Genomic DNA, 20,526 nt, shown 5'->3' with positions numbered 1-20,526 from the left:
TGTTCGTTTGATCGGTGTATTATTTGACTTGGTCATAATAAATCCTAAATGTGTAAACACATTTCAGGACGAGACATCATATAAAAATTAGGCATTAAAAAAGGCGGCAAAAGCCACCTTCTTATAAAACAATAAAACAATAAAACAATAAAACAATAAAACAATAAAACTTATAGAAGTGCAAAAAGCTTTTGTAGTTGTGGCATGTATTCGCTCACAAGTTCAAGGTTACTTTCGCTTACTAAAGACTCTGTAGACTCCTCAGCTGCGCTTGACGATTTACCAAACGAACCCATTAACGAACTAGCGCCTTTATCTTTAGCACTTTTCATGCTTTGAAAACCGCCCATTACTTTATTGGCAGTTTCTTGGTTATCAGCCGAAAGACCCGACTTAAGATTTTCGATATAAGCCATTGATACTTCAGAACCTACAGTTACTAGCTGCTCTGGTGTAAAGCCGTAGCGGCCTGTAACACCCGCGAAGCTTTTGTATAGGTCTTGCTCTTTAATCATGCTTAGTGCGCTATTAGCTAAAGAGCTTTGCTCGTCAACACTTTGATCTGCAGAACCACCTAACATACTTGCTAAGTCTAAGTCTTTTAAAGACTCTTGGCTGCTTGCCCAGCTCGTTACAGCTGGCAGTGCTTTCATATAGCTTTGAAGTTGACCTTCGTTAATATCTACTGCAAGGCTTGAGAAACTCATTGCTAATAAGCTAAGTGATACAAGTATTTTTTTCATTGAGCATTTCCTAGTATTAAAGTTGTGCCAATTAGAAACTAATAAGCAACACTTGCCAACACAAAAGAATATATTGGCTGATTTTATAGTACAATTTATGAGAATTTATTTAAGTTCTAAGAATTTAGTTCATTCACCACAAGCTAATGTACTGATGATATAATACATTTTTGACAAATAGAGCTGAACACAATGTTAACAATTTCAAATACTGTCACTATCGATGAATGGGAACTAGAGCTAACGGCTATTCGTTCGCAAGGTGCCGGTGGTCAAAATGTTAACAAAGTCGCAAGTGCAATTCATTTACGCTTTGATATTAACCGCTCTAAATTACCTGACTTCTACAAAGAACGCTTACTTGCCTTAAATGATACAAGAATTACCAAAGAAGGCGTTTTAATAATTAAAGCGCAAAGCCATCGTACTCAAGAGCTAAACCGAGAAGATGCCCTTAAGCGCTTAAAAGATTTAATACTTAGTGCTACCGTTGTTAATAAAGCGCGTCGTGCCACCAAGCCCAGCCGTAATTCACAGCGAAAGCGCATGGACAAAAAAACCAAACACGGGCAAAACAAAGCGCTACGCGGCAACATAAAGTTTTAGTTTTAAACGGTATTAATAAAGTAGATAAGGGACTTGATGCCTACATGCAGGCACCATTTTTACATCGTATTGTACGTATAAAAATATAAGTGAGGGGGGAGCCTCACTTATATTTAATAACTATTAATACCTACTTAGCCATTTCTAAATCAGATTCTGCATTTGCCAACATTGCAAACTCTTCATCAGCGCTTTTAGCAACTAAGTGTTTTGAGCTATAGCCAAAGTAATATGCGGCGCCCACAATAAACAGCACCATAGTGTATAAAAATGCACGAGGGTCAAACGCATACACACCCGTTAATGCTATAAGCGAAAGTACTAAAGCAATACTTGACGTAACTACGCCACCTGGAGTTTTGTACGGGCGAGGTAAATCAGGTTGTTTAACGCGAAGTAAAATATGGCTCAGCGCCATTAATGCATACGAGAGCGTTGCACCTACTACTGCCATTGCAAGTATTAAGTCACCTTCACCACTGAGTGATACTAAAAAGCCAAATACTGCCGGTACAATCAACGCACGTGCTGGCACTTTGCGATTAGTCGTAATCGACAACGAACGTGGTAAATAACCGGCTCTAGATAAAGCAAACACTAAGCGACTATAACCATAAATAATAGAGAAAAACGAAGCAACTAAACCCGCAAGCCCTAATATATTTACAACGGTTGCTAAGCCCTCACTACCCGATGCATTTAATGCATCAACTAAAGGTACAGCACTTGCCCCCATTGCAGCAGCACCGCCAGCACCAGGTACTAAAACAACAACTAAAAAAGCAGTAAATAACAAAAAGATCATTGCACCAATAATGCCTTTTGGCACATCTTTAGCGGGATCTTTTGCTTCTTCTGCAGCAAGCGGTACACCTTCAACCGCTAAAAATAACCACATAGCAAACGGTAATGCAGCCCAAACCCCGTACCAACCTAAAGGTAAAAACTCACTGGCTCCCACTGCATCGGTTACGGGGACGTCAAATAAGCGTGATGCATCAAAATTTGTGATTAAAACAAAAGCCGTTGCAATAATAGCTAATACCGCTAAACCACTTATTACCATCATTACTTTAAGCGCTTCTCCTACGCCCGCTAAATGAATTCCTACAAATAGTAAGTAAAATAATGCATATACCCATGGACCATTAAACCCGGTGAGGGCTTCAACTGCCGAGCCTATAAAAATAACAATAGCAGCGGGCGCTAAAGCGTATTCAATTAATACGGCAAGCCCAGTTAAATAGCCTCCCGCTGGCCCCATAGCTTGACGCGCAAAACTATAACCACCGCCTGCAGCAGGTATTGCAGCTGACATTTCAGCAAGCGATAGTACAAGCGCTAAATACATAACCGCCATTAATACTGCAGCAATGGCAAAACCACCCCAACCGGCTTCGGCGATACCAAAGTTCCAGCCTGCAAAGTCACCCGATATTACATACGACACACCCAAACCTGCGAGCAATAACCACCCCGCAGTACCCCGTTTTAACTGTCTTTTAGCAAGGTACTCTGTATTATTATTAGTAGACATAACCTTTCTCCGTTGATGTTTAGTTTTTATTTTTTTATTTCATGTGTTTTTAATTAAAATTACTCAGCAATTAAAAAGTTAGTGGTTGAAGCCTGATGCTCAATTACATCATCTTGTGTGCGGTCTTTTAAATTAACCCCAGTTAGTTTCAGTTTTTTAGCTTCACGTAATAAGTACAGTGCGCGTCTCGCCGCTTCTGTATAAGGTAGGCCTGCAGGGCGAATATTCGATATGCAATTACGACATGCATCGTTAAGTCCTGTTTTGGGCTCCCATGTTAAATACAAGCCAAGGCTATCTGGCGAACTAAGTCCTGGGCGCTCTCCTATTAACACCATAACCACCTGCGCATTTAGCAACTCACCTATATCGTCGCCAATCGCTACTCGCCCTTGCTCAACCAAAGTAATGGGAGCAATTTTAAATTGCTTGTCTGTTGTAAGGTGCGTTAATAGCTCTGTTATAAATGGGTATGCATTTTTTTGTACCGCCAACGACGAAAGTCCATCAACCACTACAATCGCTAAATCGTATTTAACCTGCGTAGTGTGTTTTTGTTTATTCATATAGCTGAGAAGTACTTGCCTACCATTTTCATCAAGTTTGCGGCCTAAATCGGGTCGCTGAAGGTAAGTAACCCTGTCAACGGCTTGGCTGTGTAAATGCAGGGGAGGGGCAACCTCTTTTAGAGCACTAATACTGCCTAGTTGCTCAGTCATTTCGTTAATATCAAGCGGAAAACTCACCGCATCACGCGCTTGTGCATGAGATAGCTGAAAAGCCAGCATTTCTGAGGTTGGCAAACTTATACCAGCGCGACCAAGCCCAATACGGGCGTCGGTAAAACGCCGTAAATCACTCCAAGGGTTGTGCACTACATTACCGTTATTTTTATGCTCATTTACTGAGTTATCTAATGGAGTGGTCGGTTTTGAACGTGATTTCATGAGCCACCTCCAGCAATTGCACCCAGAGGTTTAGCAAAAGCGGGAGGCAAGGTATCTGAAAGTGTGATGTCGGTAGTGCTTTGCATAATTTTCATTTTGCTTAGCCATGCTTCAAACTCAGGGGCGGGTCTAGAGCCAAGAACTCGACGCACATATAATGCATCATGAAACGACGTAGTTTGGTAGTTAAGCATAATATCGTCAGAGCCAGGTATTCCCATTACAAACGAGCAACCTGCAACACCTAATAGCGTTAGCAAATTATCCATATCGTTTTGATCGGCCTCTGCATGATTGGTGTAACACACGTCGCACCCCATCGGTATGCCTAGTAACTTAGCGCAAAAGTGATCCTCAAGTCCTGCTCGGGTAATTTCTTTACCATCAAACAAATATTCAGGGCCAATAAACCCCACCACGGTATTAACCAGTAACGGATCAAACTTACGAGCAACTGCATAAGCGCGAGCTTCACACGTTTGCTGATCAAGCCCATGATGCGCATTTGCTGAAAGCGAACTGCCTTGCCCAGTTTCAAAATACATCACATTATTGCCAACAGTGCCGCGCTTTAAACTCAAAGCGGCATCTTGCGCTTCAGCTAAGGTATTTAAATTAAAACCAAAACTTGAGTTAGTAGCCTCCGTGCCGCCAATCGACTGAAATACCAAATCAACCGGTGCGCCAGCTTCTATACATTCAATAGTGTTAGTAACATGGGTTAGTACACAGCTTTGCGTCGGTATGGCGTATTTTTGAATAACATCATCCATTAATGTCATTAATTTAATGGCCTGGGCAACGTTGTCGGTTGCTGGGTTTATACCTATTACGGCATCGCCATTACCGTATAGCAGCCCATCAAGCATGCATGCAGCAATACCGTTAATATCGTCAGTTGGATGATTTGGTTGTAAACGTGTAGATAAATGCCCAGGGAGGCCAATAGTGTTTCTAAAAGCACTTGTAACATGGCACTTTTTAGCAATTAATATGAGATCTTGATTGCGCATTATTTTGCTAACTGCAGCAGCCATTTCAGGCGTAATTCCTTGCCTTATACTTGCAAGTACAGCGGGTGTTGCAAAGTCGCTTAAAAGCCAATTACGAAAATCGCCTACAGTTAAATGTGCAATAGCCATAAAGGCATTGGCATCGTGCTCGTCAATAATTAAGCGTGTAATTTCGTCATCTTCGTAGGGAATAAGTACCTCATTTAAAAATGTTTTAAGAGGTACATCGGCCAATGTCATTTGAGCCACAGCACGTTCTTGTGCTGATTGTGCAATGACGCCCGCTAAGCGATCACCCGAACGTTGCGGCGTTGCTTTAGCCATTAACTGGGCTAAGTTCTTGAATTTATAAGTGTGTGTACCTAAAGTGTAACTGTACGCTTGCCCCATGATTTACTCCACATAACTAATATGATAAACCTTGGTATAGGTTTTGCTGCATCTTTAGCTATAAATCAATTTTCAATAGTTACAAGACAGCTTATTTTGTACCAAGTAACTATCGAATTTCGGCAAAAGATTATTTATTAATCCAATTCAATTGGTTACATACGCAAAGCGGTGTTAACTTAACCATAATAAAAGTGTAACGAAAAAGAGCATCCCCTATATGGCGCAGCAAAGTAGCTACAACGCACCACTAAAGAGCAAGGTGCAAACACACGATATAGACGAGCAAGCGCATAGCCTTACTCAATGGCAACAAAAGTACGATCAAATGAGCGACGGCAGCTTTTATGGTTTTATTGAAGAAACAGATTACGCCAATATTCATGTGTTTAAAGAATACACCGAGCGAGCGCTTCGTCAGCAATGTAACATCGCCCCCAATTCGGTTTGGCTTGGCATTCCTTGTCAGTCGCAGCAAAGTAAGATTAATGGTCTAAGTGTGGCAAGTAATCAATTTATGTGCCGCACAAGTGATAATGACTTTGAGCTGATAACCCCTGAGCAATTTAATATTTATGGTTTGGTAATCGATTGGAATTCAATTGAATATATGGCGCAGCTACAAGGCGTAACATTGAAAAACCTGTCATCTGCACAATCAGCTCGCTTATCGGTAAGCAACTCATCATTGCAAACGGCAAGGCAAATAATTAATAGCATGGTTGTAGGCAAGGGCTTTGGACTTAAAACCGAATCGCAACAAGATATGCTAAACATGTTGGCACTACACTTATTACAGGCAGATAATCCACAACAAAATATTGCGCCAAGTTATAAACATCGAAAAGCCGTAGTAGATAAAGTAAAAGATTACGTGGCCACAAATCCACAAAACCCAATAACCATAACCGAGCTGTGCGAGCTTGCTTTTGTAAGTAGGCGCACACTTCAGTATAGTTTTGAGAGTATTTTAGGAATTAACCCTTTGCGGTTTTTACGTTTAACACGCTTAAATAATGTAAGGCGGGAACTAAAAAAATTAAACCAAGATAAGCCAATTTCAGTAATAGCAGCCAATTGGGGATTTTGGCATGCGGGACAATTTGCTAAAGATTACACGCAACTATTTGGTGAAAACCCATCACAAACAATTAAAAATAATAGTTTTAAAGGTTAGAAACTACACTTCTAACGTGAGCAAATTTCTTCTACAGACGATACTCTAACTTGAGTATAAGCACCTGTAGACGCGCAGCTTGCTGGCGTTTAGAAGCACCGCTTTTACATTTAGTCGGATGCATTAGTAAACAAGTAATTAAATCACCACCGAGAAGTGAAGGAGAAAACAAGGAGCAGTGACTAACCATTACTCGTGCTTTCTCTGTGTAGCGCACAGCGCCTCGGTGGTGAAATATCATATAACTTAAAAAAATGGACTTTGTCTGCTTATTTACTCCTCTTTTTCTTCTCTTTGTGCATTCATATTTTAAGGGCTGTTATCCACAAAGAGGTTTAGAGGCGCTGCGCTTTTAGAGGGTAGCTTGGGAGTTAAAATAATAAAGAACTGAAAGTGAAGTATAAAACCTCACCTACATCGTGCAAACACTAAACCCGTAGGTGCGAATTTATTTCGCGCTTATGTAACATGGCTTAAATGCTCTAAAAGTGAACGCGAGGTATAAAACCTCACCTGCATCTTGCAAACACCAAACCCGTAGGTGCGAATTTATTTCGCGCTCATGTAACATGGCTTTAATGCTCTAAAAGTGAAAGCGAGGTATAAAACCTCACCTACATCGTGCAAACACCAAACCCGTAGGTGCGAATTTATTTCGCGCTCATGTAACATGGCTTTAATGCTCTAAAAGTGAACGCGAGGTATAAAACCTCACCTACATCGTGCAAACACCAAACCCGTAGGTGCGAATTTACTTCGCGCTCATGTAACGTGGCTTAAATGCTTTAAAAGTAAAAGCGAGGTATAAAACCTCACCTACTATATTCAAAAGCCCTATTTGATCGGTGCTATTTAAGCCGCGATTAAATAGGACTCTTGTCCTGAATGCTTGTTGTTGCGTTTAAACGAACCTTTGCCTTTTTTAGCTTTAACTACTTGTGGTTTAAATAATTTAGAGGTGACCATCGCCGCTAGTGCATTGTGGTTTATAACGCCTCGTCCTGTGTCTACCGCGCTGTTGCTTGCGGTTTTTGCTTTAGATTTTTTAGTCATATATTTCCTATCAACTAATGGTTATTTTAAGTTAAATAATAAAAAGGCTTTTATATTAGCCTATTTAAGAGATGGCGATTGTAGGCTTAATTTTCAACCGCGCAAGTATTTTTAATGCCCAACAGATACTTTTTTAATAATAAAAAAGTATAAAAAAAGCGCAGTTAATAACTGCGCTTAATATTACTTTAGTTTGCTTTATAAATTAAAAACTAAAGCTTACTTTTGCATAGTACGTTCTGCCGTCAAAGCCGTAAGGTAATGCACGTACTGGATATTTAAATGCACCATTAGTAATGGCATTAAGCACCTCATCATCACCTAGTTCATCAGGAGTTTCATCAAATACATTATCGGCACCTACCGAAAGTGCAAACATGTCGTTAATTTGGTAGCTCACATTTAAGTCAACTAACACAGCAGATTCAACCGTACTTGTCGCTTTAAACGAGCCATCTGTTGCAAGCTCTATATGGTCGTTACCAAAGTATTTTACATCTGTTTCGCCAAAGTAGTTAAAGCGAATGGTTGATGTGTAGGCATCGCGCTCGTAGTCAAACGTAAGCGTTGCACGTTCACTAGGTTGTCCGTCGGTAAAAAAGCTACGTTGTAAATCATCAAAAGCAACCGCTTCAGGAATACCGTCTTGAGCATTTACGCCGTCAATTTTAGTATCGTTTAGGTTACCTGCAAAGGTTACTCCTAAATTGCCGCCTTCAACTTCAGTGCGGTACGATGCAATAATATCAACACCTTGCGTAGTAGAATCAACCGAGTTTGAGAAGTAGTTAGCTTGCACTGCTCCTGTTGCTTGTAGCGCTGCAACTGCTTCTGAGCTAAACGATACGTCGTCAGCCGTAAGTAAGCTGCCAAGCGTAATACGGTCTTCAATTTCTACGCGGTAAAAATCAACCGTTAGTGAAAGCTCGCTTGTTACATCGTAAACAAAACCTGCGCTGTAGTTTGTTGATGTTTCAAGCTCTAAGCTATCTACGCCTAACGCGCTTGGGAAAGCGGTCCCTGTGTTTGCAGTGAACGACTGCGTTAATGTACCGTCTGAGCCTAAGTTAGTTGTAAAGGCTGTATAACCACTTTGTTGAAGTGATGGTGCTCTAAAACCAGTAGATACCGCACCACGTACAGCAAAGTCATCTGAAAATTCATAACGTGTTGCTAATTTACCAATTAAATCATCCCCAGCATCTGAGAAATCTTCATAACGTAGCGCACCACTGACGTTCCATGCATCGGTGATCATAGTTTCTACGTCTACATAAACTGCGTAGCTGTTACGGTCGCTGTCGTTAGCCGCTTCAGGGCGTAGGCCGTTATAAGCCTGAAAACCACACTGTGCAAATTGGTCCGGATCGTTTACTGATGGGTACGAGGTATCCATATTTGCTAGTCCACAGGCGTATGATGCTTCATCGCCAGGCACTATTTCGTAGTTTTCTTTGCGGTATTCAGCGCCTACTGTTACATATAAAGGTTCACCACGGCCAATATCTACAATACCGTTCACATCAAGGTTAAGCGTTGTTTGATCAAATCTAAAACCACCTGAGTAACCGCCACTAGGGCCTGAATTTGCTGCAATATCGGCATCGCTTGCACTTGGGTTGTTAAATAAATACTCAGCAGCGTAAGAAGCGTTTAATGTATTGCGTGATGTAAAGTCGTATTGGTTTTCACCGTAAACGGCCGATACATCGTAATTCCAATCTGTGTTTATATCGCCTTTAAAACCAAGCGCGACTGAAATATCTTGTGCTTCGTTATATATGCGCGGTAAAAAACCATCGCTGTATACTTGTGTTACGTTTTTAGAGGCTTCGTTAAAGTTACGGTAAAAACCATTACCCAGCGCCGTGCGCTCTGAGTAGCCACCAAACGAGTAAAGCTCGCCGTCGCCCATTGGTAAAGCCATGTTGTAAAATAACGATGTAAATTCACTTTCTGAGTTACCTTGGCCCCAGCGTACATCTTCACTTAACGTACCTGGTTCAACATTAAGCGAACCCCCCGTATCACGCTCGGCGCGGTTAGTGCCATCGGCATCACGGTACTCAAGCGATAGGTTAATAAAGCCGCCTTCGTTACCTAATTCAAAACCACGGTTTAAACCTGCTGAAATAGTGTCGCCGTCACCTTCACTTGTGCCGCCGTATTGTACAAAACCCGTTGTAATACCGGTTGAGTTATTAAGAGACAAGTTAATAACACCTGCAATAGCGTCAGAGCCATACTGCGCTGCAGCGCCGTCGCGTAATACTTCAACGCCTTTAAGCGCCGTTAGCGGAATGGCATTCATATCAGTACCCGCAGCGCCTGCGCCTACTGTACCGTTAAGGCCAAAAATTGATTGGTTATGGCGACGTTTACCATTTACTAATACAAGAGTTTGATCTGGCTGTAGGCCACGAAGTGTTGCGGGTCTAAATAAATCAGAACCGTCAGATACTTGTGTACGCGAAAAGTTAAATGAAGGCGCTGTGGCTTGCAGGCTTTGGCCAAGCTCGGTAAAACCACCTTTGGTTAAATCATCTGCGTCAATTAAATCAATAGGAGAAGAAGACTCAGTAGAAGTACGGTTAGATACACGCGATCCTAATACAGATATTTGCTCAATGTTTTTAGCAGCTTGCACTGGTGCTTCTTCTGCGTTAACAATGCTTGGTGCGCTAAACGCGAAAGCAACGGCTACAGCAAGTGTGTTTAAACGGTATGTTGGCATAGTGACGACCCTGTTTTTTTGTGTTCTTATAATATGTGTGTGGTTATGGTGCTCATAACCTGTTGCAAACATCCTAGCAACATATGCAAACAAAAAGAAATGAAAAAAACTAAATATTTGGTCTAAGTATGCAAATAAATTTCAAGATAAGAAAAAACCACGTTTAATCGATTAAAATACACGCTACAAGAGCATTAAACTTCAAAAATGGATCTGTTAACTTTTTATTTGCATTGTGATTTTGTCCGTTAGTTTACGCTTTTAAAGGTAATAGGCAGCGGATGGTCGTACCTGTCCCTAATATGCTGTTAACTTCTATTTTTCCGCCATGATCGCTCACCATAGCGTATACAAGTGTCATACCCATACCGGTACCTTCTCCAACTTCTTTTGTTGTGTAAAAAGGGTCAAACATATGCGCTATTGTGTCTTCACTCATTCCACAGCCATTATCTTTTACCTCAATACAGATATTTGTGTCTAGTTCAAAAATATTGACCTCAATAATGCAGCCTTTTTCTAAATCAAGCTCGCATGCTTGCCAAGCATTCATTAATAGATTTACAAAAATTTGATTAATTGATGATAAATTGCACCAAATAAGTGGTATTGGTTCAAACCGCGTTTTTATCTCGCATAGTTTGAGTTTGTTACTTAATAATCTTAAAGCATTATTAGCACCCGTTGTTACATCGGTTAGTTGCTTATCTTGCGAGGAGGAGGGGTGGGCAAAGTTTAATAAGTCATGCACAATTTGTTTTATTCGTTTGAGTCCTTCAACGCTGTCGTTAACTTGTCCCTGCAAATTGTTATAAAGCCACGCATACGGATACTGTAAATTGAGTATGTCTATTTCGTGTTTAAAACGGCTTTCTTTAATTTCATTGTTTAAGTATTGCTCGTTAAGCTTTAGCAACGTGATGAGCAAAGGAGTAGAATTTTGTAAGCTTTCTATATTACTCATTGCATAGGCAAGCGGGGTATTTATTTCATGGGCTACGCCTGCACAAAGCGTTCCTAAGGTTGCCATTTTTTCGGTTTGCACAAACAGCATTTGCTGGTGTTCTAAATCGGCTACTTTTTTTTGTAATTCATTATTTATGGCAACTAAAACGGTGCTTTTATCTTTGAGTAATTGTTCTGCGGCCAAGCGCAGCTTTTGTTCGTTTAAAAAAGCACGTTCAAAATTACCATCTGATCCATTCATTCCTTTCATCCATATAGATAACTTTATACTTAACGTTTAGTCGTCTACATGCGAATTTGCAACTTTAGTGTGAGCATTTATCTACTTATAGATAATAACCACATTAGGTGACTCCTACTCTATATAAAAGGTAAGCATAAACAGGTCACGGATGTTTTTTTAAGCTATTATTTAGCCAGAAGTAATTTAAAGGCGGCGCAATGACTCAAGCAACACCAAACACACCAATGAATCAGGTTGATGTACTTTGTATTGATGATGACGAAATAGTACTACGTACGTTAACACGACTACTTGAAGTAAATGGCTTAACGGTTATTGTTTGCGATAATCCGCAAAACGCATTAACACTTTTTAAAAATCATGAATTTGGTTTAATTATTAGCGACATGCGGATGCCAGTAATGAACGGTGCCGAGTTTTTAGAAAAAGCGCGTGCGCTGGCACCCGACACTCAACGCATTTTATTAACCGGTTACGCCGATATACAAACAACCCTAGCGGCTGTTAATCAAGGGCAAATAAATGGTTATATTCAAAAACCATGGCAAAACGACTTATTACTTCGAAGCATTAAAGATAGCCTAGAAAAATTTGCGCTAAAAAAGCAAAACAAAAAATTAGAAACACAAGTTAAGGCACAAAACCAAGAACTACTTGAGCTAAACAACACGTTAGAGCAACGAGTAGAAAAACGCACCTTACAAATTAAACAAGTTTTAAAAAAGCTAGAAGACGCCAACGAGCGCGAAAAACAAGAGCACAAATCAACCGTTGAGCTGCTATATAATTTTGTAAACGCGAATCCTTACCTTGATGGCAACAAAGCACAAAATATTGCAAATACCTGCACACAAATAGCGCTTTACTTAAACCTGTCGCAAAAAAGCATTGATCTTGCCCCAATGGCTGGTTATTTAGCACAAATAGGTTTACTTGCTATGGATCCTGAACTTTATAAAAAACCGCTAAATCGGTTAAATGAGCAACAACGTAAGACCTTTTATACTCACCCAAGTACTGCACAATTAATGCTAATGCCAGCAATACATTTACACGATTTGTCGGATGCTATTTATTATCAGTTTGAACGTTTTAACGGAAATGGAATGCCCAAAGGCCTTGCTGGAAACGACATACCGATAGGGGCTATGGTATTAGGTTTAGCGCGCGACTACTGGGATGCGTTTGAGCAGAGCAATGCAAGCGATGAAAAGCAGCGCCACGAGGACGCACTCGAAAGTGTAAAACTTTATAGTGGTTCGTTCTACCACCCTAAAATAGTTCGTGCGCTTGAAGCAAGCCATGCAAAACTACACGAACAAAAAAGTTCAGCAGGATCAGTACTAATTTGTAATGCCCATGAGCTTAAAGAGCAAATGATACTCGGCCATGCTCTGCACAGCCATTCGGGTATAATGTTGCTGCTTAAAGGTCATGTATTTAGCCGCAAATCAATAGAAAAACTGCAGCAACTAGAATCTAAAAAACCAGCCCCATTTAGAATTATGGTTAAAACTGCTAAATGATTGATCTAAACGGCAGTTTTTTTCGTTACAATGTGCATAAAATACATTATTGAATTTGCTTGAAGGAGCACTCTGTGTCGCGATTTTCTGCGGTTACTGACAATCCCCATGATGGGCGTTTTAACCAAAAAACGGGAATACTGCTTACTAACCTAGGTAGCCCTGATGCACCAACAGCTGCTGCGCTTCGTATATACTTACGTGAGTTTTTATCAGATCCACGCATTGTAGAAATACCACGCCTAGTATGGATGATAATTTTACATGGCATTATTTTGCGTGTGCGCCCTAAGCGTTCGGCTAAATTATACGAAAGTATATGGACCGAAAATGGCTCACCACTTACCCACATTACTCGCCAACAAAGCGTAAAGCTAAATACCTTATTAAAAGAACAAGGTTATACCAATACTGAAGTGGTAATGGCAATGCGCTATGGTAATCCCTCAATAGAGGCCGGCCTTGAGGAGCTTCGTGATAAAGGCTTAACGCGTATTATTATATTGCCAATGTATCCGCAATATTCTAGCCCAACCACGGGTTCAACGTTCGATGCTGTATCGAGCGTACTGCGCAAATGGCGCTGGGTGCCAGAGCTGCATTTTATTAATGGCTATCATAAAAACACCCGTTATATTGAGTCACTTGCTAATAGTATTAGTGAGGATTTTGAAGCGAATGGTATGCCACAAAAAATTGTTTTTTCGTATCACGGTATGCCTAAACTATTTTTAGAGCGCGGCGATCCGTACCATTGCCTATGTTTACAAACCACACGCTTAGTTGTCGAAAAACTAGGTCTTGATAAAGACAAAGTAATTAGTACTTTTCAAAGTCGATTTGGTAAAGCCGAGTGGTTAAAGCCATATACCGATGCAACGCTTGAAGCCCTGCCTGATGAGGGTATTACCGATGTAGCCATTATCAGCCCTGCTTTTAGCGCCGACTGCCTAGAAACACTTGAAGAGCTAGAAGGCGAAAATCGTGAAATATTCGAAAACGCAGGTGGCAAAAAGTACCGTTACATAGCTGCATTAAACGACAGAGACGACCATATAGAAGCTGTGTTTGATGTTATAAAACCTATGTTGTAACCCAAGCTTACTAAAGCACATAGCTAAACATATTTCGCATTAAGCGGTGTTAAAATTAACACCGCTTTTTTGTTTTTAGCTTTTCTCATTTACTCCTCTTTTACTTCTCATTGTGCAAATAAAAGCTTTTAAAAAGCTAATTAATTCACAAAGAGGTTAAGAGGCGCTGCGCTTTTAGAGTAGTGATAAAACATAAAAATACTGTTTTTGGCTTTCTCATTTACTCCTCTTTTACTTCTCATTGTGCAAATAGAAGCTTTTAAAGGGCGAATTATCCACAAAGAGGTTAAGAGGCGCTGCGCTTTTAAAGTAAGTGATACATATTGGCCGATCTGGTTTTTCTCAGTTATTACTGATTACTTTATCTTTGTGAAAGAAATTACTTATACTTTTAATAATAATTAAAATAAAAACGTATTGTGGAGGGGGAGAATACCTAAGCAACAGCAATTAAACGCTATCGCTTAAAGTATAAATCAATCGCTTTAGTGAGGAGCTCGTCGAGTTGCTCTTCAAATTCTTCAATATTAATATCAAAGTGCTTTAAGTAAGCTCGAGCCTGCACAAGGGATAAATTACGGCTGTTAACGCTATATTGTCGCTCGTCTATGGTTTTATCGTAACGAGGTAAAAATACAAATTGGCCATAAAATGGTGACTTAATATGTTTATTTGCAAAACGACAAAAATCTTCAACATGCTCAGCACCCTTAGGGCCAAGGCAACCGGGCTCGATGCGATACATTAAGCGAATTTTTTTGTCGTCATTTATTTGCATATAAAGCCTTTATCTAAAAAACAGTACGCGTACTATTTTTCCATCTTTAATTTGGTAACTCGAAATAAGTTCTGAGCGTTTATCAACTACCTTTTCGTCAGTTGAGCAGGTTTCTGATAGTTCGTGATCAATCACTATATCACCGTGCACTATGCGCTTAATTGGTGATGAGTGAATACACTTTAACTTTTTAAACATTAGCCCATAACGTTCTATTAGTTTTTCTTTACCTTTAAATAATAGCTCATTAGGGAAAATATAAAACTCAACATCTTCGGCATACACACGAAGAAACTCTTCAATGTTACGCGCGTTATACGCTTTAACTAACTGCTCTACTACCGCAAGTGATTCGCGCGATTGCTTAGCTTTAGTTTGTTGCTTAACTGTCAGCGCTTCTTTTGCTTGCGTAACTGCTTTTTCAGCTTCGGCTACAGCCACTGCTTTTTCTATTTTATTTTTCGGCTTTTCAGTAGGTTTAATCTGCTCGTTACCCAATACCTTTGAATCGTCTGGTTTAGTCGCATCAATTGTTGGCTTTTTAAGCTCAGGTGCTTTGTATTCAAGCGTATTTACTTTGTCGTCAGCTTTGACTTGAGTTACTGATTGCTCATCTTCAACTTTTGGTTTTTCAACGTTTGCTTGAGCTTCAACTTGCTGCTCTTTTTGCTCAGGCTCGCTTTGTTCTGCGGCGTAAGTAATAAGCGCAACGGTGGTAATTAACGAGGCAAAAATAATAGATAACGGTTTCATAACTTTCCTAAAATGAACACTAAACACGTGTAATACCAATTACATTAAATAAGCGATCTATTATAGCGTCAAGAAAATAGCACAATAACAAGGCGAAAATTGTGACATATAGTTGTTCTATATGAATAATTTTTAACGCAGTTAGTGAGTTATTTAATGCGATAGAATGATCATATTTTTGCTAATATTGGTATAAGGGTGCAACATAGCAAATTTTAACGTTATCGGGTAGTTAATACCACCACTGTAGCCTACCAGTACTGCTCTACAGTAATGTTACCGGGTGCTTTGCGGCGGTTACGCGTAAAGTTTTTATCGAGAAGTAGCGCGGTTGTGTCTTTTACCATTTGTGGGTTTCCGCAAATCATAAATTGCGCGTTACTAGGCTCAGGATTTAATTTTACATGTTCAAACAAGCCGTTGCTCTCAATAGCGTTAGTAATCCGGCCACTTAAGCCTTGTAATGGCTCCTCTCTACTTACAACCGGAATATAGTTGAGTTGTTCTGGGTACACTCTTAATAACTCGTTAATAAGTGCCTGATAGCTTAAATCGTTATTAAAACGTACACCATGCACTAAGTTTATGCTTTTGTATTTTTTCCACACATCGGGCTGTTGCAATATTGATAAAAAAGGCCCTATGGCAGTGCCAGTACCTAACATCCAAAGCTGATCGCTTTGTGGTATTTCATCAAGGGTAAAAAAGCCAGTTGCGTGTTGTTCTATTAATACGGTTTCGCCAGGTTGTAATGTAGCTAAACGAGGAGAAAGCAAACCGTCAATAACGTTAATAAGGTAAAATTCAAGATCGGGATTTTCAGGGGCATTCACATATGAATAAGCCCGAGCAATACGCTTGTCGCCATCCATAATAGAAAGCTTTGTAAATTGCCCTGCTTTAAACGGCTCTACATTAGCATTAACGGTTAAGCTAAAGAGCGTTTCGCTCCACCATGTTACGCTTTTTACTGTTGCTTCAACCCAATTAGACATAGTTACCTCTTGGTTTAGCCATTAGAATTTTAAATAACTCACTCCATAAACATTAGCATTAAGTGACAAAGACTTACAGGAGAATATGACTAGATTTAAAGCAGTGATGTATGCAGTATTTACCAATAAAAATAATGTGAATAATTAGCTCTGCGATAAGAGCCATTAATTGCATAAGGAAAAGCGAAGCAGCAGTAACTAAGAAAAATAAAGTCAAAAAAACAGTGCTTTTTTATTTTATCACTCACTTTAAAAGCGCTGCGTCTTATATCACCATTAGTGAATTATTTACTTGAAAAACTATTGCACTAGGAGAAGCCAAAGAGGAGTAAATGAGAAGAACCAAGCCAGAAACGAGTATTTTATCACTGACTCTAAAAGCGTAGCGTCTCTTAACCTCTTAGTGAATTATTTATTTAAGCCTTTATTAATTAATTTTATAGTTAAACTCAAATTCCACACATAAAAAAACGGTGCTAAATTTAGCACCGTTTTTATAAGCAATTAGAAAAAGTTTACGCTTTCTTCTCTTCACAACTTGCTAGGTATTCGTCAAACGTACCTTGGAAGTCGATTACTTTTTTATCTTTAATATCAATGATACGCGTAGCTAATGACGATACAAACTCACGGTCATGGCTTACAAAAATAAGCGTACCTTCAAAGTCTTTAAGCGCATTGTTAAGCGCTTCAATGGCTTCCATATCCATGTGGTTAGTTGGTTCGTCCATTACAAGAACGTTAACGTCTTGCATCATTAACTTACCAAATAACAGGCGGTTTTTTTCACCACCAGAACAGTTACGCGCTTTTTTGTTTGAATCGTCTGCTGTAAACAACAAACGGCCTAACATGCCACGAACCATTAAATCGTTGTGCTTAGCTGTACGCCATTGCGACATCCAATCAAACAACGTTAAATCGTTTTCAAAATCTTTAGTGCTGTCTTGCGGGCAATAACCAAAGGTCGCATTTTCAGACCATTTAATTTCGCCTTCATTACTTTTAAGCTCATCTACTAAACAGCGTAAAAATGTAGTTTTACCCACACCATTTTCGCCAATTACAGCAAGCTTAGCGCCAGCTTCTAGTAGTAAGTCGCCACCAGTAAATAACGTTTCGCCATCAAAACCATGGCCAAGCTTATTAACTTCAAGCGCTTGACGATACATTTTTTTACCTTCGTCAAACGAAAGTGATGGGCTCATACGGCTTGAAGATTTAACTTCATCAAGCTTAATTTTATCCATTTTTTTAGCGCGCGAACTCGCTTGTTTAGCTTTTGAAGCGTTAGCACCAAAACGGTTAACAAAGTCTTGTAGCTCGTCAATCTCAGCGCTCTTTTTAGCGTTTTCAGCTAAAAGTTGCTCACGCTGTAGGCCCGCAGCATCTAAAAACTTCTCGTAGTTACCAGGGTAAATACGCAGCTCACCGTAATCAATGTCGGCCATGTGTGTACATACCGAGTTTAAAAAGTGACGGTCATGCGAAATAATAATCATCGTACATTTACGTTTGTTAAGCTCGTTAGCAAGCCACGTAATTGTATGAATATCCAAGTTATTGGTAGGCTCATCCAGTAGCAAAATGTCAGGATTTGCAAATAACGCCTGAGCTAAAAGCACACGTAGTTTCCAACCTGGGGCAACGTTTGCCATTAACCCGTAATGAAATTCTTTATCGATACCCGCTTCAAGCAAAATTTCTTCAGCGCGGCTTTCTGCCGTGTAACCGTCCATTTCAGCAAATACACTTTCAAGATCGGCTACTTTCATGCCGTCGTCTTCGCTCATTTCTGGTAACGAGTAAATACGTTCGCGCTCTTGCTTTACTTTCCAAAGCTCCACGTCGCCCATAATTACCGCGTCTACAACGCTGTATTGCTCAAAAGCAAACTGGTCTTGGCTTAGGTTACCTAATTTCAACCCTGGAGTAATAGATACATTACCCGCACTTGGAACAAGCGCACCGCTTAAAATTTTCATGAAAGTCGACTTGCCGCAGCCGTTAGCGCCAATTAAACCGTAACGGTTACCGTTACCAAATTTAGCTGAAATGTTTTCAAACAACGGCTCTGCGCCAAACTGCATCGTAATATTTGCGGTGGAGATCAAAAAGGGTAATCCTAGATTAGTACTGACAGGAGTACGCTGCAGCAACACGCCACAAACAAGAACCAGACAATAGGGTAAATTAGCTGGCGAATTATACAGATCAGCCACAACGAATGAAAGATAAAAGGCAGCTAATTTATAACCAAGCGAAAATAACGGCAATTCTCGTTTTTAAGCCACTATTTTTAGCGTATGTAGTGTTGAATGTGCTTACAGCCACAATGTAAATAATTACTAATGCCAAACAATATTAAAGAGGGCGCAGCCAAAGAGCTAAGTTATTGCCCATGCTTTAATGCACAGGTTGATAAATTAACTTTATAGCAGCTGCATTTTTAGTAATTAATTGATTAACGGTCGCCACGTCATCAAGTGTTAGCGACTCCTTACTTAGCATAAAGTGCACATTGTTAACGTTAATCGGTGTAATAGACTTTACCTGCGTAATTGAGGGGTGTTTTTTTACAAAGTACTGCGCAACCACTGAGTCTTCAATAACATAGTCAATTCGTTTTTTATCTAGCATACTAAATCGATTATTTGCTTGAGCAGTAAGCACGACCTGTGTTGAATACTTAGTTTTTAGTTGTTCAAGCTCGTTACCAAAAAAGCTTCCTCGGTTAATACCAGCTGTAAACTCCTTACTAAAAAGCTCAGGTAAACTTGCTACATCAGGCGAGTCTTTATGTTTATAAAGATGCATAACTTCTGCGCGGTAGGGCAAACTAAAGTGCGCATATTGAGCACGTTTTTTTGTGTAACTTGCCGCGTAGGTTATATCTACTCGGCCATTTTTAAGCTCAGCCTGAACACGCGAAAAACTCGGAAAATAAGTCCATTTAATACAAAATTTTGAATCTTTAAAAATAGCGTTTACAGCATCCACTTCTGTGCCTAAAAATGTATCACCTTGCTTAACAAGGTAAGGCGGCCAATTAGTTTCGTTAGTGCCCATCACTAATGTTTTTGAACACGCAAGGGCATTAAAGTGAGTAAATAGCAGTGTAGTAAATGTTAAAAATAAAGTTTTCATTACACTCCTAGTATTTAAACAGCGCTTTAAGTGCTGTTTTGTTTTTGTTTATATGCTCATTAATTACTGCAAGCTCAGTAACCGACACCGTTTTTTTGCTAAACATTAAATAAATATCGTCTTTATTTACATACTCAATGTTGGTTACTAATTTTATATTTGAGCCCTTTTGGCCAAAATAAGCACCCACTAACTCGTCTTCAATAGCAAAATCAATACGTTGTTTATTAAGCATTTCAAAGCGTTTACTGGTTGCACTGGTGTATTCAATCTGCTTTTTATATTTAGTTTTATATTGCTCAAATTCCTCGCCGTAGTAGCTTCCAAAGTTAGCGCCAACAATAAAGCCTTGTTTAAAAATGTCTTCGAGGTTTTTAACGCTATGCTGATTATTTTTGTTTTCGTATAAACGCATAACTTCAGTTCGGTAGTTATCACTAAAGTGCACATATTTAGCGCGCTCATCTGTATAACTTGCAGCCCACTCTAAATCAATACGGCCGTATTTAAGCTCAATAAAAGCCCGCTTAGAATTTGGTAGTAACTTAACTTCAAAACAAAAAGGGGAGTCAGCAAATATAATGTTAAGTGCATCAACCTCCGAGCCTTGCAGCTTACCGTTAATGCCCATTACATAAGGCGGCCAAAAAGCATCGTGCGATGCCACGCTAAAGGTTCTTTCACAAGCAAATACATTAAATGGAGCCGTAAACAGCAAACATAAAAATACGGTAATTAATTTATTCATTACGCCTCATAGTTATTATTTTTGCTCATTATTACAACAGTATAAACCAGCTTTTGTATTTTAGCGGCGTGGGTT

General features: G+C 39.7%; 17 protein-coding genes. 4 read left to right on the top strand and 13 right to left on the bottom strand.

Annotation, left to right across the window (positions count from 1 at the left end; genetic code table 11):
• Positions 1 to 170 precede the first annotated feature (170 nt).
• Positions 171 to 743, bottom strand: a complete 573-nt coding sequence (locus tag AAEY68_RS18060) for a hypothetical protein (RefSeq protein ID WP_010555231.1) — start codon at positions 741 to 743, stop codon at positions 171 to 173.
• A gap of 192 nt (positions 744 to 935) precedes the next feature.
• Here AAEY68_RS18060 and arfB point away from each other — a divergent pair, with 192 nt between their 5' ends.
• Positions 936 to 1,349: an alternative ribosome rescue aminoacyl-tRNA hydrolase ArfB gene (arfB, locus tag AAEY68_RS18055; protein WP_007583522.1), complete on the top strand. Its 414-nt coding sequence runs from the start codon at positions 936 to 938 to the stop codon at positions 1,347 to 1,349.
• A gap of 130 nt (positions 1,350 to 1,479) precedes the next feature.
• On the opposite strand, the gene eat is transcribed toward arfB, so the two are convergent.
• Genes eat through AAEY68_RS18040 form a run of 3 tightly spaced genes read right to left on the bottom strand, consistent with a single transcriptional unit; the run spans position 1,480 to position 5,236 of the window.
• Complete coding sequence (gene eat, locus AAEY68_RS18050; RefSeq protein ID WP_024594010.1) at positions 1,480 to 2,886, bottom strand: ethanolamine permease; 1,407 nt, start codon at positions 2,884 to 2,886, stop codon at positions 1,480 to 1,482.
• Positions 2,887 to 2,945: 59 nt separating this feature from the next.
• A complete protein-coding gene (gene eutC, locus AAEY68_RS18045; protein ID WP_024594011.1) occupies positions 2,946 to 3,833 on the bottom strand; it encodes an ethanolamine ammonia-lyase subunit EutC in 888 nt (295 codons plus the stop codon).
• A complete protein-coding gene (locus tag AAEY68_RS18040) occupies positions 3,830 to 5,236 on the bottom strand; it encodes an ethanolamine ammonia-lyase subunit EutB (protein ID WP_024594012.1) in 1,407 nt (468 codons plus the stop codon). Before AAEY68_RS18040 ends, eutC begins: the two co-directional genes overlap by 4 nt.
• Before the next feature lie 220 nt (positions 5,237 to 5,456).
• Here AAEY68_RS18040 and AAEY68_RS18035 point away from each other — a divergent pair, with 220 nt between their 5' ends.
• A complete protein-coding gene (locus tag AAEY68_RS18035; RefSeq protein WP_024594013.1) occupies positions 5,457 to 6,413 on the top strand; it encodes a helix-turn-helix domain-containing protein in 957 nt (318 codons plus the stop codon).
• A gap of 852 nt (positions 6,414 to 7,265) precedes the next feature.
• On the opposite strand, the gene arfA is transcribed toward AAEY68_RS18035, so the two are convergent.
• The 3 genes from arfA to AAEY68_RS18020 all read right to left on the bottom strand — a co-directional run bounded on the left by arfA (position 7,266) and on the right by AAEY68_RS18020 (position 11,407).
• Positions 7,266 to 7,466 (bottom strand): ribosome alternative rescue factor ArfA, encoded by a 201-nt coding sequence (arfA, locus tag AAEY68_RS18030; protein ID WP_024593211.1) that lies wholly within the window; start codon positions 7,464 to 7,466, stop codon positions 7,266 to 7,268.
• Between the two features lie 205 nt (positions 7,467 to 7,671).
• Entirely contained in the window at positions 7,672 to 10,200 is a 2,529-nt protein-coding gene (locus AAEY68_RS18025) for a TonB-dependent receptor plug domain-containing protein (RefSeq protein WP_024593210.1), read from the bottom strand.
• Between the two features lie 253 nt (positions 10,201 to 10,453).
• Positions 10,454 to 11,407, bottom strand: a complete 954-nt coding sequence (locus AAEY68_RS18020) for a sensor histidine kinase (RefSeq protein WP_024593209.1) — start codon at positions 11,405 to 11,407, stop codon at positions 10,454 to 10,456.
• A gap of 200 nt (positions 11,408 to 11,607) precedes the next feature.
• Between AAEY68_RS18020 and nosR the strand changes: the two genes are divergently transcribed.
• Both nosR and hemH read left to right on the top strand, forming a co-directional pair.
• Positions 11,608 to 12,936 (top strand): response regulator c-di-GMP phosphodiesterase, NosR family, encoded by a 1,329-nt coding sequence (gene nosR / locus AAEY68_RS18015; RefSeq protein ID WP_350586612.1) that lies wholly within the window; start codon positions 11,608 to 11,610, stop codon positions 12,934 to 12,936.
• Between the two features lie 74 nt (positions 12,937 to 13,010).
• Positions 13,011 to 14,030: a ferrochelatase gene (hemH, locus tag AAEY68_RS18010; protein WP_350586611.1), complete on the top strand. Its 1,020-nt coding sequence runs from the start codon at positions 13,011 to 13,013 to the stop codon at positions 14,028 to 14,030.
• 457 nt (positions 14,031 to 14,487) lie between these two features.
• On the opposite strand, the gene AAEY68_RS18005 is transcribed toward hemH, so the two are convergent.
• The 6 genes from AAEY68_RS18005 to AAEY68_RS17980 form a co-directional block, all read right to left on the bottom strand.
• Positions 14,488 to 14,808, bottom strand: a complete 321-nt coding sequence (locus AAEY68_RS18005; RefSeq protein WP_007583509.1) for a hypothetical protein — start codon at positions 14,806 to 14,808, stop codon at positions 14,488 to 14,490.
• Between the two features lie 9 nt (positions 14,809 to 14,817).
• A complete protein-coding gene (locus tag AAEY68_RS18000; RefSeq protein ID WP_165728790.1) occupies positions 14,818 to 15,561 on the bottom strand; it encodes a nuclear transport factor 2 family protein in 744 nt (247 codons plus the stop codon).
• Positions 15,562 to 15,812: 251 nt separating this feature from the next.
• Positions 15,813 to 16,556 carry a ferredoxin--NADP reductase gene (locus AAEY68_RS17995; protein WP_101164395.1) on the bottom strand — a complete coding sequence of 248 codons (744 nt, stop codon included), beginning with the start codon at positions 16,554 to 16,556 and terminating at the stop codon, positions 15,813 to 15,815.
• A 515-nt stretch (positions 16,557 to 17,071) separates the two neighbouring features.
• A complete protein-coding gene (locus tag AAEY68_RS17990; protein WP_010555514.1) occupies positions 17,072 to 18,670 on the bottom strand; it encodes an ABC-F family ATPase in 1,599 nt (532 codons plus the stop codon).
• A gap of 292 nt (positions 18,671 to 18,962) precedes the next feature.
• The gene (locus tag AAEY68_RS17985; protein WP_350586610.1) at positions 18,963 to 19,703 is read right to left on the bottom strand and encodes a substrate-binding periplasmic protein; all 741 of its coding nucleotides are present in this window, start codon (positions 19,701 to 19,703) and stop codon (positions 18,963 to 18,965) included.
• A 7-nt stretch (positions 19,704 to 19,710) separates the two neighbouring features.
• Positions 19,711 to 20,451 (bottom strand): substrate-binding periplasmic protein, encoded by a 741-nt coding sequence (locus AAEY68_RS17980; protein WP_350586609.1) that lies wholly within the window; start codon positions 20,449 to 20,451, stop codon positions 19,711 to 19,713.
• Positions 20,452 to 20,526: the final 75 nt, after the last annotated feature.

Origin of the sequence: Pseudoalteromonas sp. RB2-MNA-CIBAN-0110, assembly GCF_040309305.1 — a bacterium.
Lineage (GTDB): Bacteria > Pseudomonadota > Gammaproteobacteria > Enterobacterales > Alteromonadaceae > Pseudoalteromonas > Pseudoalteromonas arctica.
This window is presented reverse-complemented; position numbering and strand designations above follow the sequence as displayed.